Annotated in this window: 21 protein-coding genes; 2 read left to right on the top strand and 19 right to left on the bottom strand. The window is 70.3% G+C overall.

Going from position 1 to position 21,461, the window contains the following annotated elements; all coding sequences use genetic code 11:
• Positions 1-54: 54 nt before the first annotated feature.
• From J7E94_RS22300 to J7E94_RS22290, 3 genes are all read right to left on the bottom strand, one after another.
• Positions 55-2,640, bottom strand: coding sequence for an ATP-binding protein (locus tag J7E94_RS22300; RefSeq protein WP_215018170.1), 2,586 nt, complete (start codon positions 2,638-2,640; stop codon positions 55-57).
• Between the two features lie 182 nt (positions 2,641-2,822).
• Positions 2,823-3,146, bottom strand: a complete 324-nt coding sequence (locus tag J7E94_RS22295) for an STAS domain-containing protein (RefSeq protein ID WP_133896866.1) — start codon at positions 3,144-3,146, stop codon at positions 2,823-2,825.
• Between the two features lie 180 nt (positions 3,147-3,326).
• A complete protein-coding gene (locus tag J7E94_RS22290; RefSeq protein WP_215018169.1) occupies positions 3,327-4,175 on the bottom strand; it encodes a 3-hydroxyacyl-CoA dehydrogenase family protein in 849 nt (282 codons plus the stop codon).
• Positions 4,176-4,378: 203 nt separating this feature from the next.
• Between J7E94_RS22290 and J7E94_RS22285 the strand changes: the two genes are divergently transcribed.
• Positions 4,379-4,951, top strand: a complete 573-nt coding sequence (locus tag J7E94_RS22285) for a cob(I)yrinic acid a,c-diamide adenosyltransferase (protein ID WP_215018167.1) — start codon at positions 4,379-4,381, stop codon at positions 4,949-4,951.
• 10 nt (positions 4,952-4,961) lie between these two features.
• On the opposite strand, the gene J7E94_RS22280 is transcribed toward J7E94_RS22285, so the two are convergent.
• Positions 4,962-5,570 (bottom strand): hypothetical protein, encoded by a 609-nt coding sequence (locus J7E94_RS22280; RefSeq protein WP_215018165.1) that lies wholly within the window; start codon positions 5,568-5,570, stop codon positions 4,962-4,964.
• A gap of 155 nt (positions 5,571-5,725) precedes the next feature.
• On the opposite strand from J7E94_RS22280, the gene J7E94_RS22275 reads away from it, so the two are divergent.
• The gene (locus J7E94_RS22275) at positions 5,726-7,639 is read left to right on the top strand and encodes a glycoside hydrolase family 18 chitinase (protein WP_215018178.1); all 1,914 of its coding nucleotides are present in this window, start codon (positions 5,726-5,728) and stop codon (positions 7,637-7,639) included.
• A gap of 62 nt (positions 7,640-7,701) precedes the next feature.
• On the opposite strand, the gene J7E94_RS22270 is transcribed toward J7E94_RS22275, so the two are convergent.
• The 15 genes from J7E94_RS22270 to prmC form a co-directional block, all read right to left on the bottom strand.
• Positions 7,702-8,148, bottom strand: coding sequence for a DUF2550 domain-containing protein (locus J7E94_RS22270; RefSeq protein WP_215018164.1), 447 nt, complete (start codon positions 8,146-8,148; stop codon positions 7,702-7,704).
• Positions 8,149-8,272: 124 nt separating this feature from the next.
• Positions 8,273-8,647, bottom strand: coding sequence for a F0F1 ATP synthase subunit epsilon (locus J7E94_RS22265; protein ID WP_215018162.1), 375 nt, complete (start codon positions 8,645-8,647; stop codon positions 8,273-8,275).
• 138 nt (positions 8,648-8,785) lie between these two features.
• Complete coding sequence (gene atpD, locus J7E94_RS22260; protein ID WP_215018160.1) at positions 8,786-10,228, bottom strand: F0F1 ATP synthase subunit beta; 1,443 nt, start codon at positions 10,226-10,228, stop codon at positions 8,786-8,788.
• Positions 10,228-11,157 (bottom strand): F0F1 ATP synthase subunit gamma, encoded by a 930-nt coding sequence (locus J7E94_RS22255; protein WP_215018157.1) that lies wholly within the window; start codon positions 11,155-11,157, stop codon positions 10,228-10,230. The genes atpD and J7E94_RS22255 overlap by 1 nt, the downstream gene beginning before the upstream one ends.
• Positions 11,158-11,177: 20 nt before the next feature.
• On the bottom strand, positions 11,178-12,773 hold the full coding sequence (atpA, locus tag J7E94_RS22250) for a F0F1 ATP synthase subunit alpha (RefSeq protein ID WP_069921967.1): 1,596 nt from the start codon (positions 12,771-12,773) through the stop codon (positions 11,178-11,180).
• A gap of 129 nt (positions 12,774-12,902) precedes the next feature.
• On the bottom strand, positions 12,903-13,718 hold the full coding sequence (locus J7E94_RS22245; protein ID WP_215018156.1) for a F0F1 ATP synthase subunit delta: 816 nt from the start codon (positions 13,716-13,718) through the stop codon (positions 12,903-12,905).
• Positions 13,715-14,245 (bottom strand): F0F1 ATP synthase subunit B, encoded by a 531-nt coding sequence (locus J7E94_RS22240; RefSeq protein WP_215018154.1) that lies wholly within the window; start codon positions 14,243-14,245, stop codon positions 13,715-13,717. The genes J7E94_RS22245 and J7E94_RS22240 overlap by 4 nt, the downstream gene beginning before the upstream one ends.
• A gap of 52 nt (positions 14,246-14,297) precedes the next feature.
• The gene (gene atpE, locus J7E94_RS22235) at positions 14,298-14,531 is read right to left on the bottom strand and encodes an ATP synthase F0 subunit C (RefSeq protein WP_007266589.1); all 234 of its coding nucleotides are present in this window, start codon (positions 14,529-14,531) and stop codon (positions 14,298-14,300) included.
• A 79-nt stretch (positions 14,532-14,610) separates the two neighbouring features.
• Positions 14,611-15,450: a F0F1 ATP synthase subunit A gene (atpB, locus tag J7E94_RS22230; protein ID WP_215018176.1), complete on the bottom strand. Its 840-nt coding sequence runs from the start codon at positions 15,448-15,450 to the stop codon at positions 14,611-14,613.
• Positions 15,451-15,660: 210 nt separating this feature from the next.
• Entirely contained in the window at positions 15,661-16,098 is a 438-nt protein-coding gene (locus tag J7E94_RS22225; protein WP_215018152.1) for a hypothetical protein, read from the bottom strand.
• Positions 16,099-16,372: 274 nt separating this feature from the next.
• Complete coding sequence (locus J7E94_RS22220) at positions 16,373-17,719, bottom strand: MraY family glycosyltransferase (protein WP_215018174.1); 1,347 nt, start codon at positions 17,717-17,719, stop codon at positions 16,373-16,375.
• Between the two features lie 104 nt (positions 17,720-17,823).
• Positions 17,824-19,053 (bottom strand): serine hydroxymethyltransferase, encoded by a 1,230-nt coding sequence (glyA, locus tag J7E94_RS22215; RefSeq protein WP_215018150.1) that lies wholly within the window; start codon positions 19,051-19,053, stop codon positions 17,824-17,826.
• A 206-nt stretch (positions 19,054-19,259) separates the two neighbouring features.
• Positions 19,260-19,889, bottom strand: a complete 630-nt coding sequence (locus tag J7E94_RS22210; RefSeq protein WP_215018148.1) for a protein-tyrosine-phosphatase — start codon at positions 19,887-19,889, stop codon at positions 19,260-19,262.
• A complete protein-coding gene (locus J7E94_RS22205) occupies positions 19,886-20,533 on the bottom strand; it encodes an L-threonylcarbamoyladenylate synthase (RefSeq protein ID WP_215018146.1) in 648 nt (215 codons plus the stop codon). Before J7E94_RS22205 ends, J7E94_RS22210 begins: the two co-directional genes overlap by 4 nt.
• Before the next feature lie 49 nt (positions 20,534-20,582).
• Positions 20,583-21,428: a peptide chain release factor N(5)-glutamine methyltransferase gene (gene prmC / locus J7E94_RS22200; RefSeq protein WP_215018144.1), complete on the bottom strand. Its 846-nt coding sequence runs from the start codon at positions 21,426-21,428 to the stop codon at positions 20,583-20,585.
• Positions 21,429-21,461: the final 33 nt, after the last annotated feature.

The following is a 21,461-nucleotide window of genomic DNA, read 5'->3' as shown; positions in this document are numbered from 1 at the left end:
CGGCGAGGTGCCGTGCCGGACGTCGCGACCCGGTCAACCTTTCCGGTCACAGCACTAGCTGGTGGCGGTCGGCGACTGCGGCCCGGTGGTCTCGGTCGGTACCGGCGTAGGCGTCGGCGGGGTGGTGGGAGTCGGCGTCGGCGCCGGGCTTCCCGGATCCGGCGGCGTAGGCGTCGGCTTGGCCGGCGACGGCCGGGCCGACGGCGGCGTCGCGGACGGCTTGCGCGACGGAGTGGCGCGCGTGGACCCCGTCGGCCCCGCGCTGCCCGTGGCGCCCGGCTCCGCCGCAGCGGAGTCCGACGGCGCGGCCGGATCCGACGGCGCCGGCGCAGGATCGTTCCCGCTCGCCCCCGGCACCACCGGCGGAGCCACCCGCGTCGGGGTGGACGACACCGCCGGGCCCTGCGTCGGCGCCGGGGTGTCCGAGGAGCCCATGGCCAGGCTCACCACCGTGCCCAGGGCCACCACCGTCAGCACCCCCGCACCGGCCAGCAGGATCCGCCGTCGCCGGACCGAGTCCGCGGCGGGCTCGGCGTACGGCGGCCGGGTGGCCGGGACAGGATCCGCGGCCGGCTTCGGGGAGAGCGGGAAGGCGTCCTCGAACACCTCCGACAGCGTCGAGGGAGCATCCGGGCGCCGGATCACCGGCACCACAGGGGATATAGGGGTCACCGGCGTCCCCGGGATCCCCGGCGTCCCCTTAGCCCCGGGGGTCACCGGCGTCCCCGGGATCCCCGGCGTCCCCTTAGCCCCGGGGGTCACCGGGGTCCCCGTAGCCACCGGGGTCACCCGCGTCACCGCCTCCGACGCCCCCGGGGCGACCACGCCGGTCACGCCCGGCACCGCCCGCGGGGCGGCCGGGAGCGCCGTCGTCACCGCCTCCGGGCCCGCCGGCAACGCAGCCGGCAGGGCAGGCGGGCCGGCGGCAGCCGAAGCGGCACCCGCAGCCGGCGCCTCCAGCCGCAGCGGCGGCGAAGCCGCCACCCCCGCCGCCTCCCGGTCCACGACGAGCGCCAGCGCCCGCCGCCCCGCCACGGTGCCCCGCTTGTCCGCCAGCGCCCCCTTCAGCCCGATCGAGGTCTCCAGCTCGGCCCGCGCCCGGTCCACCCGCCCCTCGCACAGCGCGAGCACGCCGAGTTCGTGGTGGAAGTACGCCTGCTCGGCGACCTCCCCCGCCTTGCGCGCGGCCTCGGCGCCCGAGCGCAGCACCCGCTCCCAGGCCTCCCAGTGCAGCGAGGCCGCGAACGCGGGAGCCGCCGTCCGCGCCAGCAGCACCGCCGCCACCACGTCCGCACCGGCCAGCGCGGCCAGTACCGCGTCGGTCTCCGCCGCGACCCGCTCCGGGCTCACCGAGGTGTGCCCGGTCCACCAGGCGTAGTGCCGGGCGGCCGTTCGGGCCCCCTCCGCCGCGGTGTCCCCGTACCCGGCCTCCTCCAGCTGCCGGGCGACTCCCGCGGCGAGCCGGTAGCGGGTCCCGACCGGGGTCAGCAGCCCGCAGGCCAGCAGTTCCGCCACCGCCGAGTCGGCATGGGTGTCCCCGACCAGCGCCGGCAGGTGCGCGTGGTGCGGCATCTCCCCGCCCAGCGCGCACGCGATCCGCAGCGCGGCGCGCGCCGACTCGCTGACCCGCGAGGCCAGCAGCTCCGCCGGGGCGGCGCCCTCGGCGAGCGTCGGCAGCGGCACCTCGACGGCGTCGCGCGGGCGCTCCTCGAAGACGCCGGGCTCCTCCTCGTCGCCGTCCTCGTCGGTGTGGTTGAGCTCGTCGCGCTGCCGCAGCAGCGAGACGGCCTGTACGAAGCGCAGCGGCAGCCCCTCGGAGGCGAAGGCGAGATCTCCCGCCCAGGCCGTCTCCAGGTCCGTCAGGGGCCGCCCGATGCCGGCTTCGAGGAGGTTCAGGCAGTCGGCCTTGCCGAGTCCGCCGAGGAAGACCTCCTCCAGGTGCGAGTCGTCGGAGGGGGCCCGGGTCTCGGGGGTCGCGGCGAGCAGGTAGGCGCATTCGGGGGTGGCCCGCAGCAGTTCGTCGAGGGCGGGGCCGCCCATCTCCAGGTCGTCGAGGAGGACGACGGCGCCGATGTCCCGTATCCGGGAGAGGAGTTCGATGCGGTCGGGCCGCTGGTCCGAAGCCTCGTACACGGTGGCGTACAGGGCGTGCAGCAGTTCGCCGGGCTGCTGGTGGCCGTATCCGGAGAGCCGTACGACGCCGTCGGGGGCGAGGCCGTCGCACCGGGCGGCGACCGCGTCGAGCAGCGAGGTACGACCCGATCCGGCGGGCCCGGTCAGACGTACGGACCGTCCTCGGGCCAGCAGCCGTACGAGCCGCTCCCGCTCCTCCTCGCGCCCGCGCAGGGGCGGGGCGGACGCGGGAGCCCCCGGCAGTACGGGCGGGCGCGCGGCGGCGTCCCGGGCGCTGCGGGCGGCCGGGCCGCGCTTGGCGGGGCGGCCGGTGGCGGTGTCGGGCCGGACCGGCGCCATCTCGCTGCCGTCGACCGGGTTGACGGTGAGGGTGAAGTCGCCCGCGGTCAGGCTGACGATCCGTGCGGGTGCCGCGGCCGGGGGGTTCACGGCCGCGGGGTTCACGGCCGCGGGGTTCGCCGGCCCGGACTGCTCCTGCGGGTGGGTCTGCCCCTGTGTTCGGTCCATGACCAAGTCCCCCGATCGCGGGCCGTGCGCCTCGCCGTCGTACCACCCGGCCTTCGCACGCCGCTATCGCTACTGGTCCGGTTTTCCGCCCGAACCCTAGACCGTGGCCGGACGCGCCGGAACCGCAGGGTGGCCATCACCACCGGACCGTTACGTTTCCGCAGGAAACCGGAACACCCCGTTCACACTCGGGGCAGGGACTCCGCCTCCAGGCCGCCCTCGATCGCGAGGATCCGGTGCAGCCGGGTGGCGACGAGCAGTCGCTGCATCTGCGGGGGCACCCCGCGCAGGACGAGCCGCCGTCCGGTCCGGCCGGCCCTCCGGTGCGCGCCCATGATCACGCCGAGGCCGGTCGCGTCCCAGGAGTCGAGCCCGGTGAGGTCGAGCACGAGGTCGCCGTGGCCGTCGTCGAGGGCGGCGTGGAGGGCGGTACGGGCGTCCGCCGCGCTGCGCACGTCGAGGCGGCCCCCGACAGCGAGTTCGGCGTGGTCGCCCCTGATGTGCATGTGTACTCCCGGCAGTACTGCGTACGTATGGTCCGGCTGGTCCTTGGTCGGCAACTCTCACTGCAACTGACTGCCGCACGGGCAGGGAAGTTGCCGACCGTGAGCGAACCGATACCTAATTCACCCCGTGGGGTGAAGGCGTTCGAACGATGGTGCTCAGCGGTCCGGCCCGGTTCGGCCTCAGTGCTTGTAGAAGCCCTGTCCGCTCTTGCGGCCGATGTCGCCCGCGTCGACCATGCGGCGCATGAGCTCCGGCGGCGCGAACTTCTCGTCCTGGGATTCGGTGTAAATGTTGCTGGTGGCGTGCAGCAGGATGTCGACGCCCGTGAGGTCCGCCGTGGCCAGCGGACCCATCGCGTGCCCGAAGCCCAGCTTGCACGCGATGTCGATGTCCTCGGCGGAGGCCACGCCCGATTCGTAGAGCTTTGCGGCCTCGACGACGAGGGCGGAGATCAGACGGGTCGTCACGAAGCCGGCGACGTCGCGGTTGACGACGATGCAGGTCTTGCCGACGGACTCGGCGAACGCGCGGGTCGCGGCGAGGGTTTCGTCGCTCGTCTTGTAGCCGCGTACGAGCTCGCAGAGCTGCATCATCGGGACGGGAGAGAAGAAGTGCGCGCCGACGACCCGCTCCGGGCGCTCCGTCGCGGCCGCGATCTTGGTGATCGGGATGGCGGAGGTGTTGGAGGCGAGGATCGTGTCCTCGCGGACGATCTTGTCGAGGGTGCGGAAGATCTCGTGCTTGATCTCGATCTTCTCGAAGACGGCCTCGACCAGGATGTCCACGTCGGCGACGGCGTCGAGGTCGGTGGTGGTCGTGATGCGGGCGAGCGCGGCCTCGGCGTCCTCGGCCGTCATCTTCCCCTTGGAGACGAACTTGTCGTACGAGGCCTTGATCCCGTCCGTGCCACGGGTCAGCGCGGCATCGGTGACGTCCCTCAGTACGACGTCCCAGCCCGCCTGAGCGGAAACCTGAGCGATTCCGGACCCCATCAGTCCGGCACCGATGACGGCGAGCTTCCCAGCCACTTCACACCCCACGTTCTTCACACTTCACCCGGCGCAGTCTCGATTCGGCCCGGTCATGCGGCCTCTCCGGCGGAGACTAGCGCCCGGGCGGTGCGGTGTGACCTCGAAGTAACACGCGTCACGTCTCAGATGACGGACATCACACCGGTACGGCCCACCGGTCCCCGAGGGGCGCGCAGTTGGGTGCGGACTACGCTGGCGCCATGGTGAACCTCACGCGCATCTACACCCGCACCGGTGACAAGGGCACGACCGCCCTCGGCGACATGAGCCGCACGGCCAAGACCGACCTGCGGATCTCGGCGTACGCCGACGCCAACGAGGCCAACGCGGCCATCGGGACGGCGATCGCGCTCGGCCGGCTGGCGCCGGAAGTCGTGAAGGTCCTGGTACGGGTGCAGAACGACCTGTTCGACGTGGGCGCGGACCTGTGCACCCCGGTGGTCGAGGACCCGCAGTACCCGCCGCTGCGCGTGGAGCAGTTCTACGTGGACAAGCTGGAGGCGGACTGCGACGCCTTCAACGAGCAGCTGGAGAAGCTGCGCAGCTTCATCCTCCCCGGCGGCACCCCGGGCGCGGCCCTCCTGCACCAGGCCTGCACGGTGGTCCGGCGCGCCGAGCGCTCTACGTGGGCGGCGCTGGAGGTGCACGGCGAGGTGATGAACCCGCTGACGGCGACCTACCTGAACCGCCTCTCCGACCTCCTGTTCATCCTGGCGCGTACGGCCAACAAGGAGGTCGGGGACGTGCTGTGGGTGCCGGGCGGCGAGCGCTAGCGCTCCGCCTTCAACGCTCCGTCGTGGCGAGGGCGGGCCGCTCCTCGGCGCCCGCCGCGGCCTTCTTCGGCCAGAGCGTGCAGGTGGCGGCGATCAGAGCGTGGATGCCGACCGCCCGCAGGGCACCGAACTGCCACGCCTTGAGCGAGCTGACGCCGCCCGCGCCGCCGACGTACCAGATCGCCGTCTGGAGCAGGCCGAGGGCCGCGGCCGCCGCGACGACGGTACGGAGCCACAGCTTCCACGCGTGGACGGCCCGCACCTTCCCCCAGCCGGGGCCGGCCGGGTTGTCCCCTCCGGCCAGCCGGTACGCGGCGTGGCCGTCGAGCCACTTCACCGTGTAGTGCCCGTAGGCGACGGTGTAGCCGATGTACAGGGCGGCCAGACCGTGCTTCCAGTCGGCGGCGCCGTTCTTGAGGTCCAGCGTGGTGACCACCAGCAGGACCAGCTCCATCAGCGGCTCGCACAGCCGGCCTGGTGATGGTGGTCGCTGGGCGTCTACAACAGCTCCGAGCGGCGCCTCCTGCCCGAGTGGGCCGCCCTGGTCCCCCTGGTGGTCCTCAGCGCGATGGAGCTGCTGCGCCGCTCCAGGGCCGTCGGTGGCCCTGGTCGTCGGCACGCTCGGCGTGGTCGCCAACGATGATCCAGAGGCCGGGTCGGGGCCAACCGGTCTGGACCTCTTGACGGTTGGTCCAGACCTTTCTAATCTCACCGCAACACTGTGGTGAGCGTGCCATGACAAGCGTGCTCACGGGCGGCGCAGGTCCCACCCCCATGTGGCAGTCGGCCCCACGACTGCCGCGGACCTACGGAGGAGCACCCTTGAGCACAGCATCCCCACCCCGTACCGGGCGCATCCGGCGCACCCGGTTCTTCACCCGGGTCGCGGCAATCGTGGCCGCCCTCGCCGTGCCCGTCACCGGACTCGTGGCGCTGGCCGGCCCCGCGCAGGCCGCGACATCCGCGACCGCGACGTACACCAAGGTCTCCGACTGGGGCACCGGCTTCGAGGGCAAGTGGACGGTGAAGAACACCGGCACCACCACCCTCACCAGCTGGACCGTGGAGTGGGACTACCCGGCCGGCACCACCGTCACCTCGGCCTGGGACGCCACCGTCACCAGCTCGGGCACCCACTGGACCGGCAAGAACGTCGGCTGGAACGGCACCCTCTCCCCCGGCGCCACCATCAGCTTCGGCTTCAACGGCGCCGGCCCCGGCGCCCCCAGCGGCTGCAAGGTCAACGGCGGCCCCTGCGACGGCACCTCCCAGCCCGGCGACAACCCGCCCTCCGCCCCCGGCACCCCCACGGCCGGCGGCGTCACGGACACCGGCCTGACCCTGGGCTGGTCGGCGGCCACCGACGACAAGGGCATCAAGAACTACGACGTGTACCGCGGCGGCGCCAAGATCGCTACCGTCACCGGCACCACCTACACGGACTCGGGCCTGACCAAGGGCACGACGTACAGCTACACCGTCACCGCGCGCGACACCATCGACCAGACCGGCCCCTCCTCCGGCACCCTGTCGGTGACCACCACGGGCGGCGGCACCATTCCCCCGGACCCGGGCGGCAAGGTCAAGCTGGGCTACTTCACCGAGTGGGGCGTCTACGGCCGCAACTACCACGTGAAGAACCTGGTCACCTCGGGCTCCGCCGCGAAGATCACCCACATCAACTACGCCTTCGGCAACGTCCAGAACGGCCAGTGCACCATCGGTGACGCCTACGCCGACTACGACAAGGCCTACACCGCCGACCAGAGCGTCGACGGCGTCGCCGACACCTGGGACCAGCCGCTGCGCGGCAACTTCAACCAGCTGCGCAAGCTCAAGGCCAAGTACCCGAACATCAAGATCCTGTGGTCCTTCGGCGGCTGGACCTGGTCCGGCGGCTTCGGCCAGGCCGCGGCCAACCCGGCCGCCTTCGCCCAGTCCTGCTACAGCCTGGTCGAGGACCCGCGCTGGGCCGATGTCTTCGACGGCATCGACATCGACTGGGAGTACCCGAACGCCTGCGGCCTGTCCTGCGACACCAGCGGAGCGGCGGCCTTCAAGAACCTGATGTCCGCGCTGCGCACCAAGTTCGGCGGCTCCAACCTGGTCACCGCCGCGATCTCCGCGGACGGCTCCAACGGCGGCAAGCTCGACCTCGCCGACTACGCGGGCGCCGCGCAGTACGCCGACTTCTACAACGTCATGACGTACGACTTCTTCGGCGCCTGGGACGCCAAGGGCCCGACCGCCCCGCACTCCCCGCTCACCTCGTACACCGGCATCCCGATCGCCGGCTTCAACTCCGAGGCCGCCATCACCAAGCTCAAGGGCAAGGGCATCCCCGGCTCCAAGCTCAACCTCGGCATCGGCTTCTACGGCCGCGGCTGGACCGGAGTCACCCAGGCCGCCCCCGGCGGCACCGCCACGGGACCCGCGCAGGGCACGTACGAGCAGGGCATCGAGGACTACAAGGTCCTCAAGGGCAGCTGCCCGGCCACCGGCACCGTCGCCGGCACCGCCTACGCCAAGTGCGGCAGCAACTGGTGGAGCTACGACACCCCCGCCACCATCGCCGGGAAGATGACCTGGGCCAAGCAGCAGGGCCTCAAGGGAGCCTTCTTCTGGGAGTTCAGCGGCGACACCGCGAACGGTGAGCTCGCGAACGCGATCCACACCGGACTCCAGTAAAGACCGAAGCCGGGGAGACGGGTCCGCCCCCGTCTCCCCGGCTTCTCCATGTCTGGAGTCGATCAGGCCACATTCACCCTCTGGCCGGGAGGTGCCGCCTCCAGCCAGGCCAGGAACCCGGTCAGCGCGTCATCGCTCATCGCCAGCTCCAGGCGCGTGCCCCGGTGGACACAGCCCAGCACGACGGCATCGGAGAGCAGCGCCAGCTCCTCCTCGCCCTCGGGGGCGCGGCGGGCGACGACCTCGATGGAGGACCGCTCCAGCAGCCGGCGCGGTCGCGGCGAGTAGCTGAAGACGCGGAACCAGTCGATGCGGTCACCGCTGTAGCGCGCGACCCCGTAGACCCAGCCCTTGCCGGAGACGTCGGGCTCCTCGGCCACGTCCCAGCGCATGCTGCAGTCGAAGGTGCCGCCGGAGCGCTGGATCAGTCTGCGGCGCAGGCCGAAGGCAAACAGCCCGATCACCACCAGGGCTACGACCAGGCCGCTCACAAGCAGAGCGAGGAGCATCTTCACCGACCTCCTCGCTCATCGAATACAGACGAAAAAAGGACCTGCATCGCCTCAGCCGCGACCCGCTCCGGAAAATTCCGGAAGGGACCGCGGCTGAGGTTTCACACGTTTGGTACGGCGCTCAGTGCCCCGCGACCGCGCGCAGACGGACTTCGGCGCGCCGCTCGGAGGCCGCGTCGGTCTCCGACTTGGCGCGCTCCAGTGCCCGCTCCGCACGCTGGACGTCAATTTCGTCCGCGAGCTCGGCGATCTCGGCCAGCAGGGACAGCTTGTTGTCCGCGAACGAGATGAAACCGCCGTGCACCGCGGCGACGACAGTGTTGCCCTCGCTGGTACGGATGGTCACAGGGCCCGATTCCAGCACACCGAGAAGCGGCTGGTGACCGGGCATGACGCCGATGTCGCCGGACGTGGTGCGGGCGACAACAAGGGTGGCCTCGCCGGACCAGACATTGCGGTCCGCCGCGACCAGCTCGACGTGCAGCTCAGCAGCCAAGGTGGCTCCTCGGGTCACCACCCGGCGGGTCGGCCGGGTGTTGGGTCAAATTCTAATGGGCGGGGGGAGAGGGACGGGACATACCCGCCCCTCTCCGTGAATCTCGAACCGGATGCGCCCCTCGCGGAGCGCGCCGGATCAGGAGACGCCCAGCTCCTTGGCGTTCGCCTTCAGGTCCTCGATGCCACCGCACAGGAAGAACGCCTGCTCGGGGAAGTGGTCGTAGTCACCATCGCAGATCGCGTTGAACGCGGTGATCGACTCGTCGAGCGGAACGTCCGAACCGTCCACACCGGTGAACTGCTTCGCCACGTGGGTGTTCTGCGACAGGAAGCGCTCGACGCGACGGGCACGGTGGACAACGAGCTTGTCCTCCTCGCCCAGCTCGTCGATACCGAGGATCGCGATGATGTCCTGGAGGTCCTTGTACTTCTGGAGGATCCCCTTGACGCGCATCGCCGTGGCGTAGTGGTCCGCCGTGATGTACCGCGGGTCGAGGATGCGGGACGTCGAGTCCAGCGGGTCCACGGCCGGGTAGATGCCCTTCTCGGAGATCGGACGGGAGAGAACCGTCGTCGCGTCGAGGTGGGCGAAGGTGGTCGCCGGCGCCGGGTCGGTCAGGTCGTCCGCGGGGACGTAGATCGCCTGCATCGAGGTGATCGAGTGACCACGGGTCGAGGTGATGCGCTCCTGGAGGAGACCCATCTCGTCGGCCAGGTTCGGCTGGTAGCCCACCGCGGAGGGCATACGGCCGAGCAGGGTCGACACCTCGGAACCCGCCTGGGTGTACCGGAAGATGTTGTCGATGAAGAACAGCACGTCCTGCTTCTGCACATCGCGGAAGTACTCCGCCATGGTCAGACCGGCGAGCGCGACGCGCAGACGGGTGCCCGGGGGCTCGTCCATCTGGCCGAAGACGAGGGCCGTCTTGTCGATGACGCCCGAGTCGGCCATTTCCTCGATGAGGTCGTTGCCCTCACGGGTACGCTCACCGACGCCCGCGAAGACCGACACACCGTCGTGGTTGTTGGCGACGCGGTAGATCATTTCCTGGATCAGAACGGTCTTGCCGACACCGGCACCACCGAACAGACCGATCTTTCCACCCTTGACGTACGGGGTGAGAAGGTCGATGACCTTGACGCCGGTCTCGAACATCTCGGTCTTCGACTCGAGCTCGTCGAAGCGAGGCGCCTTGCGGTGGATCGGCCAGCGCTCGGTGACCTCGGCGTTCGCCTCGGGGTAGTTCAGCACCTCACCGAGGGTGTTGAACACCTTGCCCTTGGTGAAGTCGCCGACGGGGACGGTGATGCCCTCGCCCGTGTCGGTCACCGTGGCCTGGCGGACCAGGCCGTCGGTCGGCTGCATCGAGATGGTGCGGACGATGCCGTCACCCAGGTGCTGCGCGACCTCGAGGGTCAGGGTCTTGAGCTTCCCCTCCTCGGCCGGGTCGGCGACCTGGACCTTGAGGGCGTTGTAGATCTCGGGCATGGCGTCGACGGGGAACTCCACGTCGACGACCGGGCCGATGACCCGGGCGACGCGGCCCGTGGCGGCGGCCGTCTCAACAGTGGTCGTCATTACTTGTCACTCCCCGCGGTCGCGTCAGCCATGGCGCTCGCGCCACCGACGATCTCGCTGATTTCCTGGGTGATTTCGGCCTGGCGGGCCGCGTTGGCAAGCCGGGAGAGGCTCTTGATGAGATCCCCGGCGTTGTCGGTCGCCGACTTCATCGCGCGGCGGCGGGCGGCGTGCTCGGAAGCAGCCGACTGCAGCAGTGCGTTGTAGATACGGCTCTCGACGTAGCGCGGCAGCAGGGCGTCGAGGACGTCCTCCGCCGACGGCTCGAAGTCGAACAGCGGAAGGATCTCGCCCTTCGTACCACTCTCCTCCGCAGCCCCAGCAGATGTCTCCGTGAGGCTGAGCGGCAGCATCCGTCCGTCCACCGCGTTCTGCGTCATCATCGACACGAATTCCGTGTAGACGATGTGCAGCTCGTCGACGCCGCCCTCGGCCGTTTCCGTCTGGATGGCCTCGATCAGCGGCGCCGCGACGCGCTTGGCGTCGGCGTAGGCCGGGCTGTCGGTGAAGCCGGTCCACGACTCCGCGACCTTGCGCTCGCGGAAGCCGAAGTAGGCCACACCCTTACGGCCGACGATGTACGTGTCGACCTCCTTGCCCTCGCCGCGCAGCCGCTCGGTGAGCCGCTCCGCCTGCTTGATGGCGTTCGAGGAGTAGCCGCCGGCCAGACCGCGGTCGCTCGTGATGAGCAGGACCGCGGCGCGGGTCGGCGCCTCGACCTCGGTGGTCAGGGCGTGCTTGGTGTTCGAACCGGTCGCCACCGCGGTCACCGCACGGGTGAGCTCGGTCGCGTACGGCATCGATGCCGCCACCTTGCGCTGCGCCTTGACGATGCGCGAGGCGGCGATCATCTCCATCGCCTTGGTGATCTTCTTGGTCGCCGTGACGGCACGGATGCGACGCTTGTAGACCCGGAGCTGCGCTCCCATGAGTCAGGTCCCTTCCGTCGTCACTTGGAGACGTTGACGGCCGGCGCGTCCTCGCCCAGGAGCTTGCCGTCCGAGGTCTCGAACTGGCGCTTGAAGGCGGCGATGGCGTCGGCGATCGACGTCAGGGTGTCGTCCGACATCTTGCCGCCCTCGGCGATGGAGGTGAGGAGGTCCTTGCGCTCGCGGCGCAGGTGCTCCAGCAGCTCCGACTCGAAGCGACGGATGTCGTTGACCGGGACGTCGTCCATCTTGCCGGTGGTACCGGCCCAGACGGAGACGACCTGCTCCTCGACGGGCATCGGCTGGTACTGGCCCTGCTTCAGCAGCTCGACCAGGCGCTTGCCGCGCTCCAGCGAGGCCTTCGACGCGGCGTCCAGGTCGGAACCGAAGGCGGCGAACGCCTCCAGCTCGCGGTACTGGGCCAGGTCCAGGCGCAGACGGCCGGAAACCTGCTTCATGGCCTTGTGCTGGGCGGAGCCACCGACGCGGGAGACCGAGATACCGACGTTCAGCGCCGGGCGCTGGCCCGCGTTGAACAGGTCGGACTCCAGGAAGCACTGGCCGTCGGTGATGGAGATGACGTTGGTCGGGATGAACGCCGACACGTCGTTCGCCTTCGTCTCGACGATCGGCAGACCGGTCATCGAACCGGCACCCATGTCGTCGGAGAGCTTCGCGCAGCGCTCCAGCAGGCGGGAGTGCAGGTAGAAGACGTCACCCGGGTAGGCCTCACGGCCCGGCGGGCGGCGCAGCAGCAGCGACACGGCGCGGTAGGCGTCGGCCTGCTTCGACAGGTCGTCGAAGATGATCAGGACGTGCTTGCCGGCGTACATCCAGTGCTGGCCGATGGCGGAACCGGTGTACGGCGCCAGGTACTTGAAGCCGGCCGGGTCGGACGCCGGGGCGGCGACGATCGTCGTGTACTCGAGCGCGCCGGCGTCTTCCAGGGCGCCGCGAACGGACGCGATGGTCGAGCCCTTCTGGCCGATGGCGACGTAGATGCAGCGGACCTGCTTGTTCACGTCGCCCGAGCGCCAGTTGTCGCGCTGGTTGATGATCGTGTCGACGGCCAGAGCGGTCTTACCCGTCTGACGGTCACCGATGATCAGCTGGCGCTGGCCGCGGCCGATCGGCACCATCGCGTCGATGGCCTTGTAGCCGGTCTGCATCGGCTCGTGGACCGACTTGCGGACCATGACGCCGGGGGCCTGCAGCTCAAGGGCGCGGCGGCCCTCGGTCGCGATCTCGCCGAGGCCGTCGATCGGGTTGCCGAGCGGGTCGACAACGCGGCCGAGGTAGCCCTCGCCGACGCCTACGGAGAGAACCTCACCGGTGCGCTGCACCGGCTGGCCCTCCTCGATACCGCTGAACTCGCCGAGGACGACCGCACCGATCTCGCGCTCCTCGAGGTTGAGGGCGAGACCGAGGGTGCCGTCCTCGAACTTCAGCAGCTCGTTCGCCATGGCGGAGGGCAGGCCCTCCACCTTCGCGATGCCGTCGCCGGCAACGCTGACCGTTCCGACCTCCTCGCGCGAGGCCGCGTCCGGCTGGTACGACTGGACGAAGTTCTCCAGTGCGTCCCGGATCTCCTCCGGCCGGATCGTGAGCTCCGCCATCTGGGTTCCCTGCTCTCCTTGTTGGGCCTGAAGCTTCTTTGGGGTCTGGGGGCGACCCCCAGGAATCTTCTGCAAGTTCTGCACGGCCCAACCGGGCCGCTAGGAATGCTTTGTTCTATTGGTGGCTGGTCAGCCGGCCATGCGGCGGGACGCCTCGGCGAGGCGGTCCGCGATGGTGCCGTCGATGACCTCGTCGCCGACACGCACCGAGATCCCGCCGAGGACCTCGGGGTCCACGTCGAGGTTCAGGTGCATCTGGCGGCCGTACAGCTTGGCCAGCACCGCGCCGAGACGGGCCTTCTGCACGTCGCTGAGCGGAACCGCGCTGGTCACGGTGGCGACCATCCGGTTGCGGCGCTCGGCGGCGAGCGTGGAAAGGGACTCGAGTCCCGCTTCCAGGCTACGTCCACGCGGCAGCGTGACAAGACGGATCACCAGGCGCTCGGTGACGGCGTTCACCTTGCCGCCGAGCAGGCTGCGCAGCAGCTCGCTCTTGGCGGAGGCGGTGGCCGCGCGGTCGGTCAGCGCGGAACGCAGCTCGGTGCTCGAGGACACGATCCGGCCGAACCGGAACACCTCGTCCTCGACGTTGTCGAGTGCGTCGCCCTGCTGGGCCGCCGTGAGGTCGGCGGTGGCCGCCAGCTCCTCCAGCGAGTCCACCAGGTCACGGGACTGCGACCAGCGGGACCGGGCCATGCCGGACACCAGGTCGAGGGTCTCCCCGCCCACCTGGCCGGACAGCAGTCGGCCCACCAGCTCGGCCTTGGCCTCACCGGACTGCGCCGGGTCCGTGATGACCCGACGCAGCGAGACCTCACGGTCGAGCAGCGCGGTGACGGCTGCCAGCTCACCGGCGAGCTTCGCCGCGTCGACGGACGTGTTGTCCGTCAGTGCGTCGAGACGCTCGCGCGCGGAGGCCAGCGCCTCGCGGCTCGCTCCGTTCATCGGGCGGCCTCGGCCTTCTCCTCGAGCTCGCTGAGGAAACGGTCGATCGTGCGGCTCTGCCGGGCGTGGTCCTCAAGGGACTCGCCGACGAGCTTTCCGGCCAGGTCGGTGGCGAGCTTGCCCACGTCCTGACGCAGCGCCTGAGAGGCGGCCTTGCGGTCCGCCGCGATCTGGGCGTGGCCGGCAGCGATGATCTCCTCACGCTGCCGCTGGCCCTCTGCGCGCAGTTCTTCCTTGAGCGCAGTGCCCTGCTCCAGCGCTTCCTGGCGCAGGCGCGCGGCCTCGTGCCGGGCTTCGGCGAGCTGGGCCTTGTACTGCTCCAGCACGCTCTGAGCCTCGGTCTGAGCGGCCTCAGCCTTCTCGATACCGCCCTCGATGGCCTCGCGACGCTCGTCCAGAACCTTGTTGATGTTCGGGAGGAGCTTCTTCGCGAGGAAACCGAAGACGATGACGAAGGCGATCAGACCGATGACGAGCTCGGGGATCGGCGGGAAGAGCGGATTCTCCGTCTCAGCCGCGAGAACCATGAGGTTCACATCAGTGCCTTTCGTCTAATGGGCTGTTCGTCGAGACCGAAGATCAGGAGCTCGGGTAGACGAACGGCATGACCAGACCGATCAGGGCGAGCGCCTCACAGAAGGCGAAGCCGAGGATCTGGTTGGCGCGGATCAGGCCGGCAGCCTCGGGCTGACGGGCGAGAGCCTGGGTGCCGTTACCGAAGATGATGCCGACGCCGACGCCGGGGCCGATGGCCGCGAGACCGTAACCAACGGAGCTGAGGGAGCCGGTGACGGCGGCAAGGGTCTGGGACATGCCAGTTCTTCCTTCTCTTTCACGGACCGGTGGGGGTTGGCCACCGGACGATATGGGGGCTGAGCGGGGCGGGCCTGGCTCAGTGGTGCTCGGCGACCGCGCCCTGGATGTAGCTGCAGGCCAGGAGGACGAAGACGTACGCCTGGACGGCCTGGATGAAGAGCTCGAAGGCGGTCATCACGATGACCATGACGAACGAGACACCCGCGTAGGCGATGCCGATGCCGTTCAGCAGGTACCAGCTGGCGATCGTGAAGAGCAGCAGCAGGGTGTGGCCGGCGAACATGTTCGCGAACAGTCGGACCGCGTGGGTGAAGGGGCGGACCAGGACGTTCGAGAAGAACTCGATGACCATGACCAGCGGCAGCACGCCACCGAGGGTCTTGTCGTAGCCGGTGAGGTTCTTCAGGCCGCCGACGAAGCCGTGGCGCTTGAAGGTGATCGACATCCAGGTGCCGTAGACGAGCACCGCCAGGATCGCCGGGTACGCGATGATCGAGGTGACCGGGAACTGCGCCACCGGGATGATCGACCAGAGGTTCAGGATCCAGACGAAGAAGAACAGCGAGACCATGAAGGGGACGTACTTCTCGCCCTCCTTCTTGCCCAGCGTCTCGTAGACGATGCCGCGGCGCACGAAGTCGTAACCGGCCTCGGCGACCATCTGGAGCTTGCCCGGGACCATCTTCGGCTTGGCGAAGGCGGCGTAGAAGAAGCCCACGATGATGATCGAGCCCAGCAGGGCCAGCAGCATCGGCTTGTTGAAGTAGGCACTGGTCAGGCCTGCTTCGCCCCACAGCGGCTCGAAGAGGAACGAGTGCAGGCCCGGGCCGGGGAAGCCACATCCGTCAAAGATGTGACAGTCGGTCTCGAAAGCGAGGACCTGCGTCGGGTCAGCACTCACCGCGGGCTCCTTCAGCGTGGCGCATAGGTACGGCAACCTCGTTGTGTCGGCGCGGCGCGCAGCCGCGGTTCGGCACTGGACTGGTGTTACGGATGGTGGGGCGGCAGTCAGGCATCGAGCCTCGCGATGGAACAGGCGTCAGCTCGTGTGCCCGCGCCCGCAATGCCGCAGTTGGCACCGGACGATAGCAGGATCCCGAACGCGCACTTATCCCGCCCCTACCCTTCACGACTTCGACCCCGGATTTCCGGGCTTTTCACCCTTGTCCGAGTCCGGTTCCACGTAAAGGATTTTGGCCTTCATGTGAGCACGGGTCTGCGCGCCGATCCACACGAGGGTGGTGGCGACGAGCGTGATCGCGAACGCCCTGGGGTGGAACAGCGTCGTGTTCTTGAACACGGCGAGAAACACGAAGAGCAGCAGGATCTGGACCGTATAGAGCATGAGCCCCATGGCCTGGAAGAGATGCGGAAGCGATTTCGCGGTGCGCTGCAGGACGACGAATCCGATGCCCATGAACAGGATCACGACCACGGTCGCGACAACGGCTCCGACCGCCCCCTTGCCGCCGACCACGAAGCCACTGATCGCGGCGGCTACAGCGCCGGCGACAGCGGTGGGTACGGCTGTTTGCAGGAGGGATCGGACGTCATCTGACCGCATGGCGGTTTGCTCCGCGTGGTGGTGGGGGCACTGGACTCGTACCGGACGAGCGTAAGCCCGGTCCGAGAGGGAACCTCGGGCCAAGGGACCGTCGCACTACGGTCCTTCGGCTCTGTCGCCGGGTTTAGTGAACGGTATCACAAACTATTTGATGAGAGCTTTACCTGCCGGGTGTGCTGACTGTCACACATGAGAGGGACCCTGCGCGTGTGTGCGCGACAGGCAACCGACTTGTCTGGTAAAGGGAGTTCATTTCCGACATGCACCCCCGCTGTCAGCGGGTCGAGCCGGCCTTACGCCGGTCGGGGAAGCGCGAACGGGGGCCTACGGCGGTCGCCCCGTTGACGCCGGACACACCCGCGGCGATCGGCCTGACGGGCTCCGGCTCGGTACCCGAGGCGTTCCGCGCGGCCGCCTCCGCCGCGGCCTCGGCGGCCCGTGCGGCGTGCCGGTAGCGCGGCGGCACCAGCCCGTACGCCCAGCGCGGAGCGCGCGGGGTGAAGCGCGGCAGGAGCAGCAGGGTCAGGCCCACCGCGCTCAGCGCGGCGATCGCCAGCACGATCCACATCGAGGCGGAATGCACCGAATAGGCCACCGTGCCGAAGGCGATCAGCCCCGACCAGAAGTACATGATGAGGACCGCGCGGCTGTGGGAATGCCCGAGTTCCAGCAGCCGGTGGTGCAGGTGCCCCCGGTCGGCGGCGAAGGGTGACTGGCCATTCCATGTCCGCCGCACGATGGCCAGGACCAGGTCCGCCATCGGGATCGCGATGATCGTCAGCGGCAGGATCAGCGGGATGTAGGCGGGGAGCATCGCGTGCGTCGCGTTGCGCTCACCGCCCGCGAAGAGGGCCAGGGCGTCCGGGTCCACCTGCCCGGTGAGGGAGATCGCGGAGGCGGCCAGCACCAGGCCGATGAGCATCGAGCCGGAGTCGCCCATGAAGATCCGGGCGGGGTGCATGTTGTGCGGCAGGAAGCCCAGGCACATGCCCATCAGGATCGCGGCGAAGAGGGTCGCGGGCGCGGCCGACTCGATGCCGTAGCCGAACCAGATGCGGTACGCGTAGAGGAAGAGCGCTGCGGCGGCGATGCAGACCATGCCGGCGGCGAGGCCGTCCAGTCCGTCCACGAAGTTCACGGCGTTGATGGTGATCACGACGAGGGCCACGGTGAGCAGGTTGCCCTGCCACTGGGTGAGCGGGACCGTGCCGATCCCCGGGACGGGGATCCACAGGATGGTCAGACCCTGCATGACCATCACGCCGGCGGAGATCATCTGTGCGCCGAGCTTGATCAGGGCGTCGAGCTCGAACTTGTCGTCGAGTACGCCGACCAGCCAGATCAGGGCAGCGCCGGAGAGCAGCGCGCGGGGCTCGTTCGACAGTTCGAAGACGCCGTTGAGGTTCCGCAGGTGGTCGGCGACCAGCAGGCCGGCGCACAGTCCGCCGAACATCGCGATGCCGCCGAGCCGCGGTGTGGGCTCGCGGTGCACGTCGCGGGCGCGGATCTCCGGCATGGCCCCGGCCGCGATCGCGAACTTCCGCACGGGCCCGGTCAGCAGGTAGGTCACCGCGACCGTGACGCAAAGCGTCAGCAGATATTCACGCACGGGCTGCCCCAGATGTATCGCCGGCCATCTCAGCCCCACACATTAGCTGCGATGTCACCTCCCCCGAGGACGCGAGGGGGCCGTATCCCGGTTGCACTACGTCCCTCTTGTCCCAGTTACTCCCCGTACGGGGGAAATCCCTGCGTCAGCTCGTTGACCTCCGTACGTGTCTTCGCGGCGTCCCCGTGCAGTGCGGCGGCGAACAGCCCGGCGATGCGGACCATCTCCGCCTCCCCCATCCCCTGGGTGGTCACGGCCGCCGTGCCCAGCCGGATGCCGCGCTGGTCCCCGTACGGGAGGGCACAGGTGTCGAGCACGATCCCGGCGGCGGCGAGCCGGCCGCGGGCGGTCGGGCCGTCGACGCCGAGCGGCGCCGGGTCTGCGGTGATCAGATGCGTGTCGGTCCCGCCGGTGGTGATGGTGAAGCCGTATCCCTCCAGCGCCTCGGCGAGCGCCCGGGCATGCGCGACGACCCGGTGGGCGTACGTGGTGAAGGCGGGCCCCGCGGCCTCCCCGAAGGCCACGGCCTTGGCGGCGATGGTGTGCATCTGGGCGCCGCCCTGGGTGAAGGGGAACACCGCCCGGTCGATGCGCTCGGCGAACTCGGCGCCGCACAGGATCATCCCGCCGCGCGGACCGCGGAGCACCTTGTGGGTGGTCGCGCAGACGACGTCGGCGTACGGGACGGGGCTGGGCGCGGCCCCGCCCGCGACCAGACCGATCGGGTGCGCGGCGTCGGCGATGAGATAGGCCCCCACCTCGTCGGCGATCTCCCGGAAAGCGGAGTACTCGGGGTGCCGGGGATAGGAGATGGACCCGCAGACGATGGCCTTGGGCCGGTGCGCTTGGGCCAGCTGCTGCACCTGGTGGTAGTCGATGAGCCCCGTCCGGGCGTCGACCCCGTACCCGACGAAGTCGAACCACCGGCCCGAGAAGTTGGCGGGCGAGCCGTGCGTGAGGTGGCCGCCGTACGGGAGGCCCATCGCCAGCACGGTGTCCCCGGGGCGCAGCAGCGCCGCGTAGGCGGCCAGCACGGCCGAAGACCCGGAGTGCGGCTGGACGTTGGCGTGTTCGGCCCCGAACAGCGCCTTGGCCCGCTCGACGGCGAGGCGCTCGGCCGCGTCGACGTACTCGCAGCCGCCGTGGTAGCGGGCACCGGGGTACCCCTCGGCGTACTTGTTGGAGAGCGAGGACCCGAGCGCGGCGAGCACGGCGGGCGAGGTGAAGTTCTCGGCGGCGATCAGCTGCAGCGTGGTCGCCTGCCGCTGCCGCTCCCCTTCGAGGACGTCGGCCATCTGGGGGTCCTGCTGCCGCAGGGCATCCGCGGCCTGGGTGGTGACGCTCATGGCGCGACTCCCGCGCTGTGGGGGTACCGGTAGGAGCCACTGTAGGCCGCCTCGGCCCATCCCGCCTCGCGGCGCCGCCGCCGTGTTCGGCCTCGCCGGCGTGTGAGGCGTGCAGGTCCCCCGGACGGAGTCTGGGGGAGGTGGAAGGGGGGCGGGGAAGGCGCCGCGCAGCGCCCCTGGCAGCAGCGGCAGCAGCGGCCCGCGGGTCAGCGGGAAGCGGTGACGCCCGTCAGGGCCGTGACCACCGGGTCCAGCGCCTGGTTGATCTCGTCGCCGATCGAGCGGAAGAAGGTGATCGGCGCCCCGTACGGGTCGTACACCTCGTCCGCGTCGGGCGACGGCGCCAGCAGCCATCCCCGCAGCGCGGCCGCGGCCCGTACCAGCGCCCGCGCCCGCTCCGCCATCCCGTCGTCCAGCGGCGGCAGCGTGGCCGGATCTATCGCCCGCACCAGCCGCGTGAACTCCTTCAGCGTGAAGGTCCGCAGCCCCGCCGAGTGCCCCATCGAGATGACCTGCGCCCGGTGGTCCCGCGTAGCGGTCAGCACCAGGTCCGCCCGGATGACGTGCTCGTCCAGCAGCTCCCGCCCGGTGAACCCGGAGGCGTCCGCCCCGAAGTCCGCCAGCACGGCGGCCGCGTTCGCCTCCATCGGGGCGCCTTCGTGCCCCCACGTACCGGCGCTCTCCACGATGAGGTCGCCGCTGACGAGACCGCCGAGGCGGTGCGAGAGGGCGTGCCGCGTCAGCCGCTCGGTGATGGGCGAGCGGCACACGTTGCCGGTGCTGACGTGGAGTATGCGGAAAGAGTCCTTCGCTATGCCACGCCCCTCAGGGCTCACGGGGCGACCTCGAGGTCGGGTACGACCTCCCGCAGCTGCTCCGCGGTGAGCGCGCCCTCGCGCAGCAGTACGGGAACCTTCCCGGTGACATCGACGATCGACGAGGGCTGGATGCCGGGCGTCGGCCCGCCGTCCAGGTACACGGACACGGAGTCCCCGAGCATCTCGCGCGCCGCGTCGCAGTCCTCCGGCGCCGACTGCCCCGACAGGTTGGCCGAGGACACCGCCATCGGGCCGACCTCGGTCAGCAGCTCGATCGCGACGGGGTGCAGGGGCATCCGTACGGCCACGGTGCCGCGGGTGTCGCCGAGGTCCCACGCCAGCGAGGGCTGGTGCTTGGCGACGAGGGTCAGCGCGCCCGGCCAGAAGGCGTCGACGAGCTCCCACGCCTGCTCGGAGAAGTCGGTGACCAGGCCGTGCAGGGTGTTCGGGGAGCCGATGAGCACCGGGGTGGGCATGCTGCGGCCCCGCCCCTTGGCGGCGAGCAGGTCGTGGACGGCCTCCGGGCTGAAGGCGTCCGCGCCGATCCCGTACAGGGTGTCGGTGGGCAGCACGACGAGCTCGCCGCGGCGCACGGCGGATGCGGCTTCACGCAGGCCCGTCTTGCGGTCCGTCGCGTCGTTGCAGTCGTATCGCCGGGCCATCAGCGGGCCTCCTCAAGCAGCAGGGGGGTGACGGGAAGGGTCGCGCCGGTCACGGCAGTGCCTTGCGGGCGGTCGCGAAGCGCGGGCGGTTGCTGAGGTCCGGGTGGTCGGCCGCGTCGGCCCAGCCCCGCTCCTCGGCGAAGATCCAGGGGACCTGGCCGCCCTGGGTGTCGGCGTGCTCGATGACGACGATGCCGCCGGGCCGCAGCAGCCGGTGGGCGGTGCGCTCGAGGCCGCGGATGGTGTCGAGGCCGTCCTCGCCGGAGAAGAGCGCCATCTCCGGATCGTGGTCCCGGGCCTCGGGGGCCACGTACTCCCACTCGGTGAGCGGGATGTACGGCGGGTTGGAGATGACCAGGTCGACCTGTCCGTCGAGCTCCGGCAGGGCGCTGAGCGCGTCACCCTGGTGGACGGCGACCCGCGAGCCCTCGGCGTTCTTGCGGGTCCACCGCAGGGCGTCCTCGGACAGCTCCACCGCGTGCACGCGCGAGCGCGGCACCTCCTGCGCCATGGCCAGCGCGATCGCGCCGGAGCCGGTGCACAGGTCGACGATCATCGGCTCGACCACGTCCATCGCCCGGACGGCGTGTATGGCCCAGTCGACGACCGACTCGGTCTCCGGCCGGGGCACGAACACCCCGGGCCCGACCTGGAGTTCCAGGTAGCGGAAGAAGGCGCGGCCGGTGATGTGCTGGAGCGGCTCGCGCGCCTCGCGGCGGGCGACGGCCTCCCAGTAGCGGGCGTCGAAGTCCGCGTCCTTGACGTGGTGCAGTTCCCCCCGCTTGACGCCGTGCACGAAGGCCGCGAGCTCCTCCGCGTCGAAGCGCGGTGAGGGCACGCCGGCGGCGGCCAGCCGCTGGGTGGCCTGGGCCACCTCGGCAAGCAGCAAGTTCACGCTGGTCCTCCGGGCTGCTGTCGTACGGGGGGG

Origin of the sequence: Streptomyces sp. ISL-94 (assembly GCF_018614075.1) — a bacterium.
In the GTDB taxonomy this organism is placed as follows: Bacteria; Actinomycetota; Actinomycetes; order Streptomycetales; family Streptomycetaceae; genus Streptomyces.
The sequence above is the reverse complement of the archived record's forward strand: the minus strand, read 5'-3'. Positions and strand labels throughout refer to the sequence as shown.

Bases quoted from the DNA above. Each gene is read 5' to 3' on its own strand.
- J7E94_RS22240 (WP_215018154.1), bottom strand. From the start codon at position 14,245: ATGGTTCTCGCGGCTGAGACGGAGAATCCGCTCTTCCCGCCGATCCCC.
- J7E94_RS22205 (WP_215018146.1), bottom strand. From the start codon at position 20,533: ATGGCCCGGCGATACGACTGCAACGACGCGACGGACCGCAAGACGGGC.
- J7E94_RS22245 (WP_215018156.1), bottom strand. From the start codon at position 13,718: ATGAACGGAGCGAGCCGCGAGGCGCTGGCCTCCGCGCGCGAGCGTCTC.
- J7E94_RS22295 (WP_133896866.1), bottom strand. From the start codon at position 3,146: ATGCACATCAGGGGCGACCACGCCGAACTCGCTGTCGGGGGCCGCCTC.
- J7E94_RS22270 (WP_215018164.1), bottom strand. From the start codon at position 8,148: ATGCTCCTCGCTCTGCTTGTGAGCGGCCTGGTCGTAGCCCTGGTGGTG.
- J7E94_RS22285 (WP_215018167.1), top strand. From the start codon at position 4,379: ATGGTGAACCTCACGCGCATCTACACCCGCACCGGTGACAAGGGCACG.
- glyA (WP_215018150.1), bottom strand. From the start codon at position 19,053: ATGAGCGTCACCACCCAGGCCGCGGATGCCCTGCGGCAGCAGGACCCC.
- atpD (WP_215018160.1), bottom strand. From the start codon at position 10,228: ATGACGACCACTGTTGAGACGGCCGCCGCCACGGGCCGCGTCGCCCGG.
- J7E94_RS22225 (WP_215018152.1), bottom strand. From the start codon at position 16,098: ATGCGGTCAGATGACGTCCGATCCCTCCTGCAAACAGCCGTACCCACC.
- J7E94_RS22300 (WP_215018170.1), bottom strand. From the start codon at position 2,640: ATGGACCGAACACAGGGGCAGACCCACCCGCAGGAGCAGTCCGGGCCG.
- J7E94_RS22275 (WP_215018178.1), top strand. From the start codon at position 5,726: ATGTGGCAGTCGGCCCCACGACTGCCGCGGACCTACGGAGGAGCACCC.
- atpE (WP_007266589.1), bottom strand. From the start codon at position 14,531: ATGTCCCAGACCCTTGCCGCCGTCACCGGCTCCCTCAGCTCCGTTGGT.
- J7E94_RS22255 (WP_215018157.1), bottom strand. From the start codon at position 11,157: ATGGGAGCGCAGCTCCGGGTCTACAAGCGTCGCATCCGTGCCGTCACG.
- atpA (WP_069921967.1), bottom strand. From the start codon at position 12,773: ATGGCGGAGCTCACGATCCGGCCGGAGGAGATCCGGGACGCACTGGAG.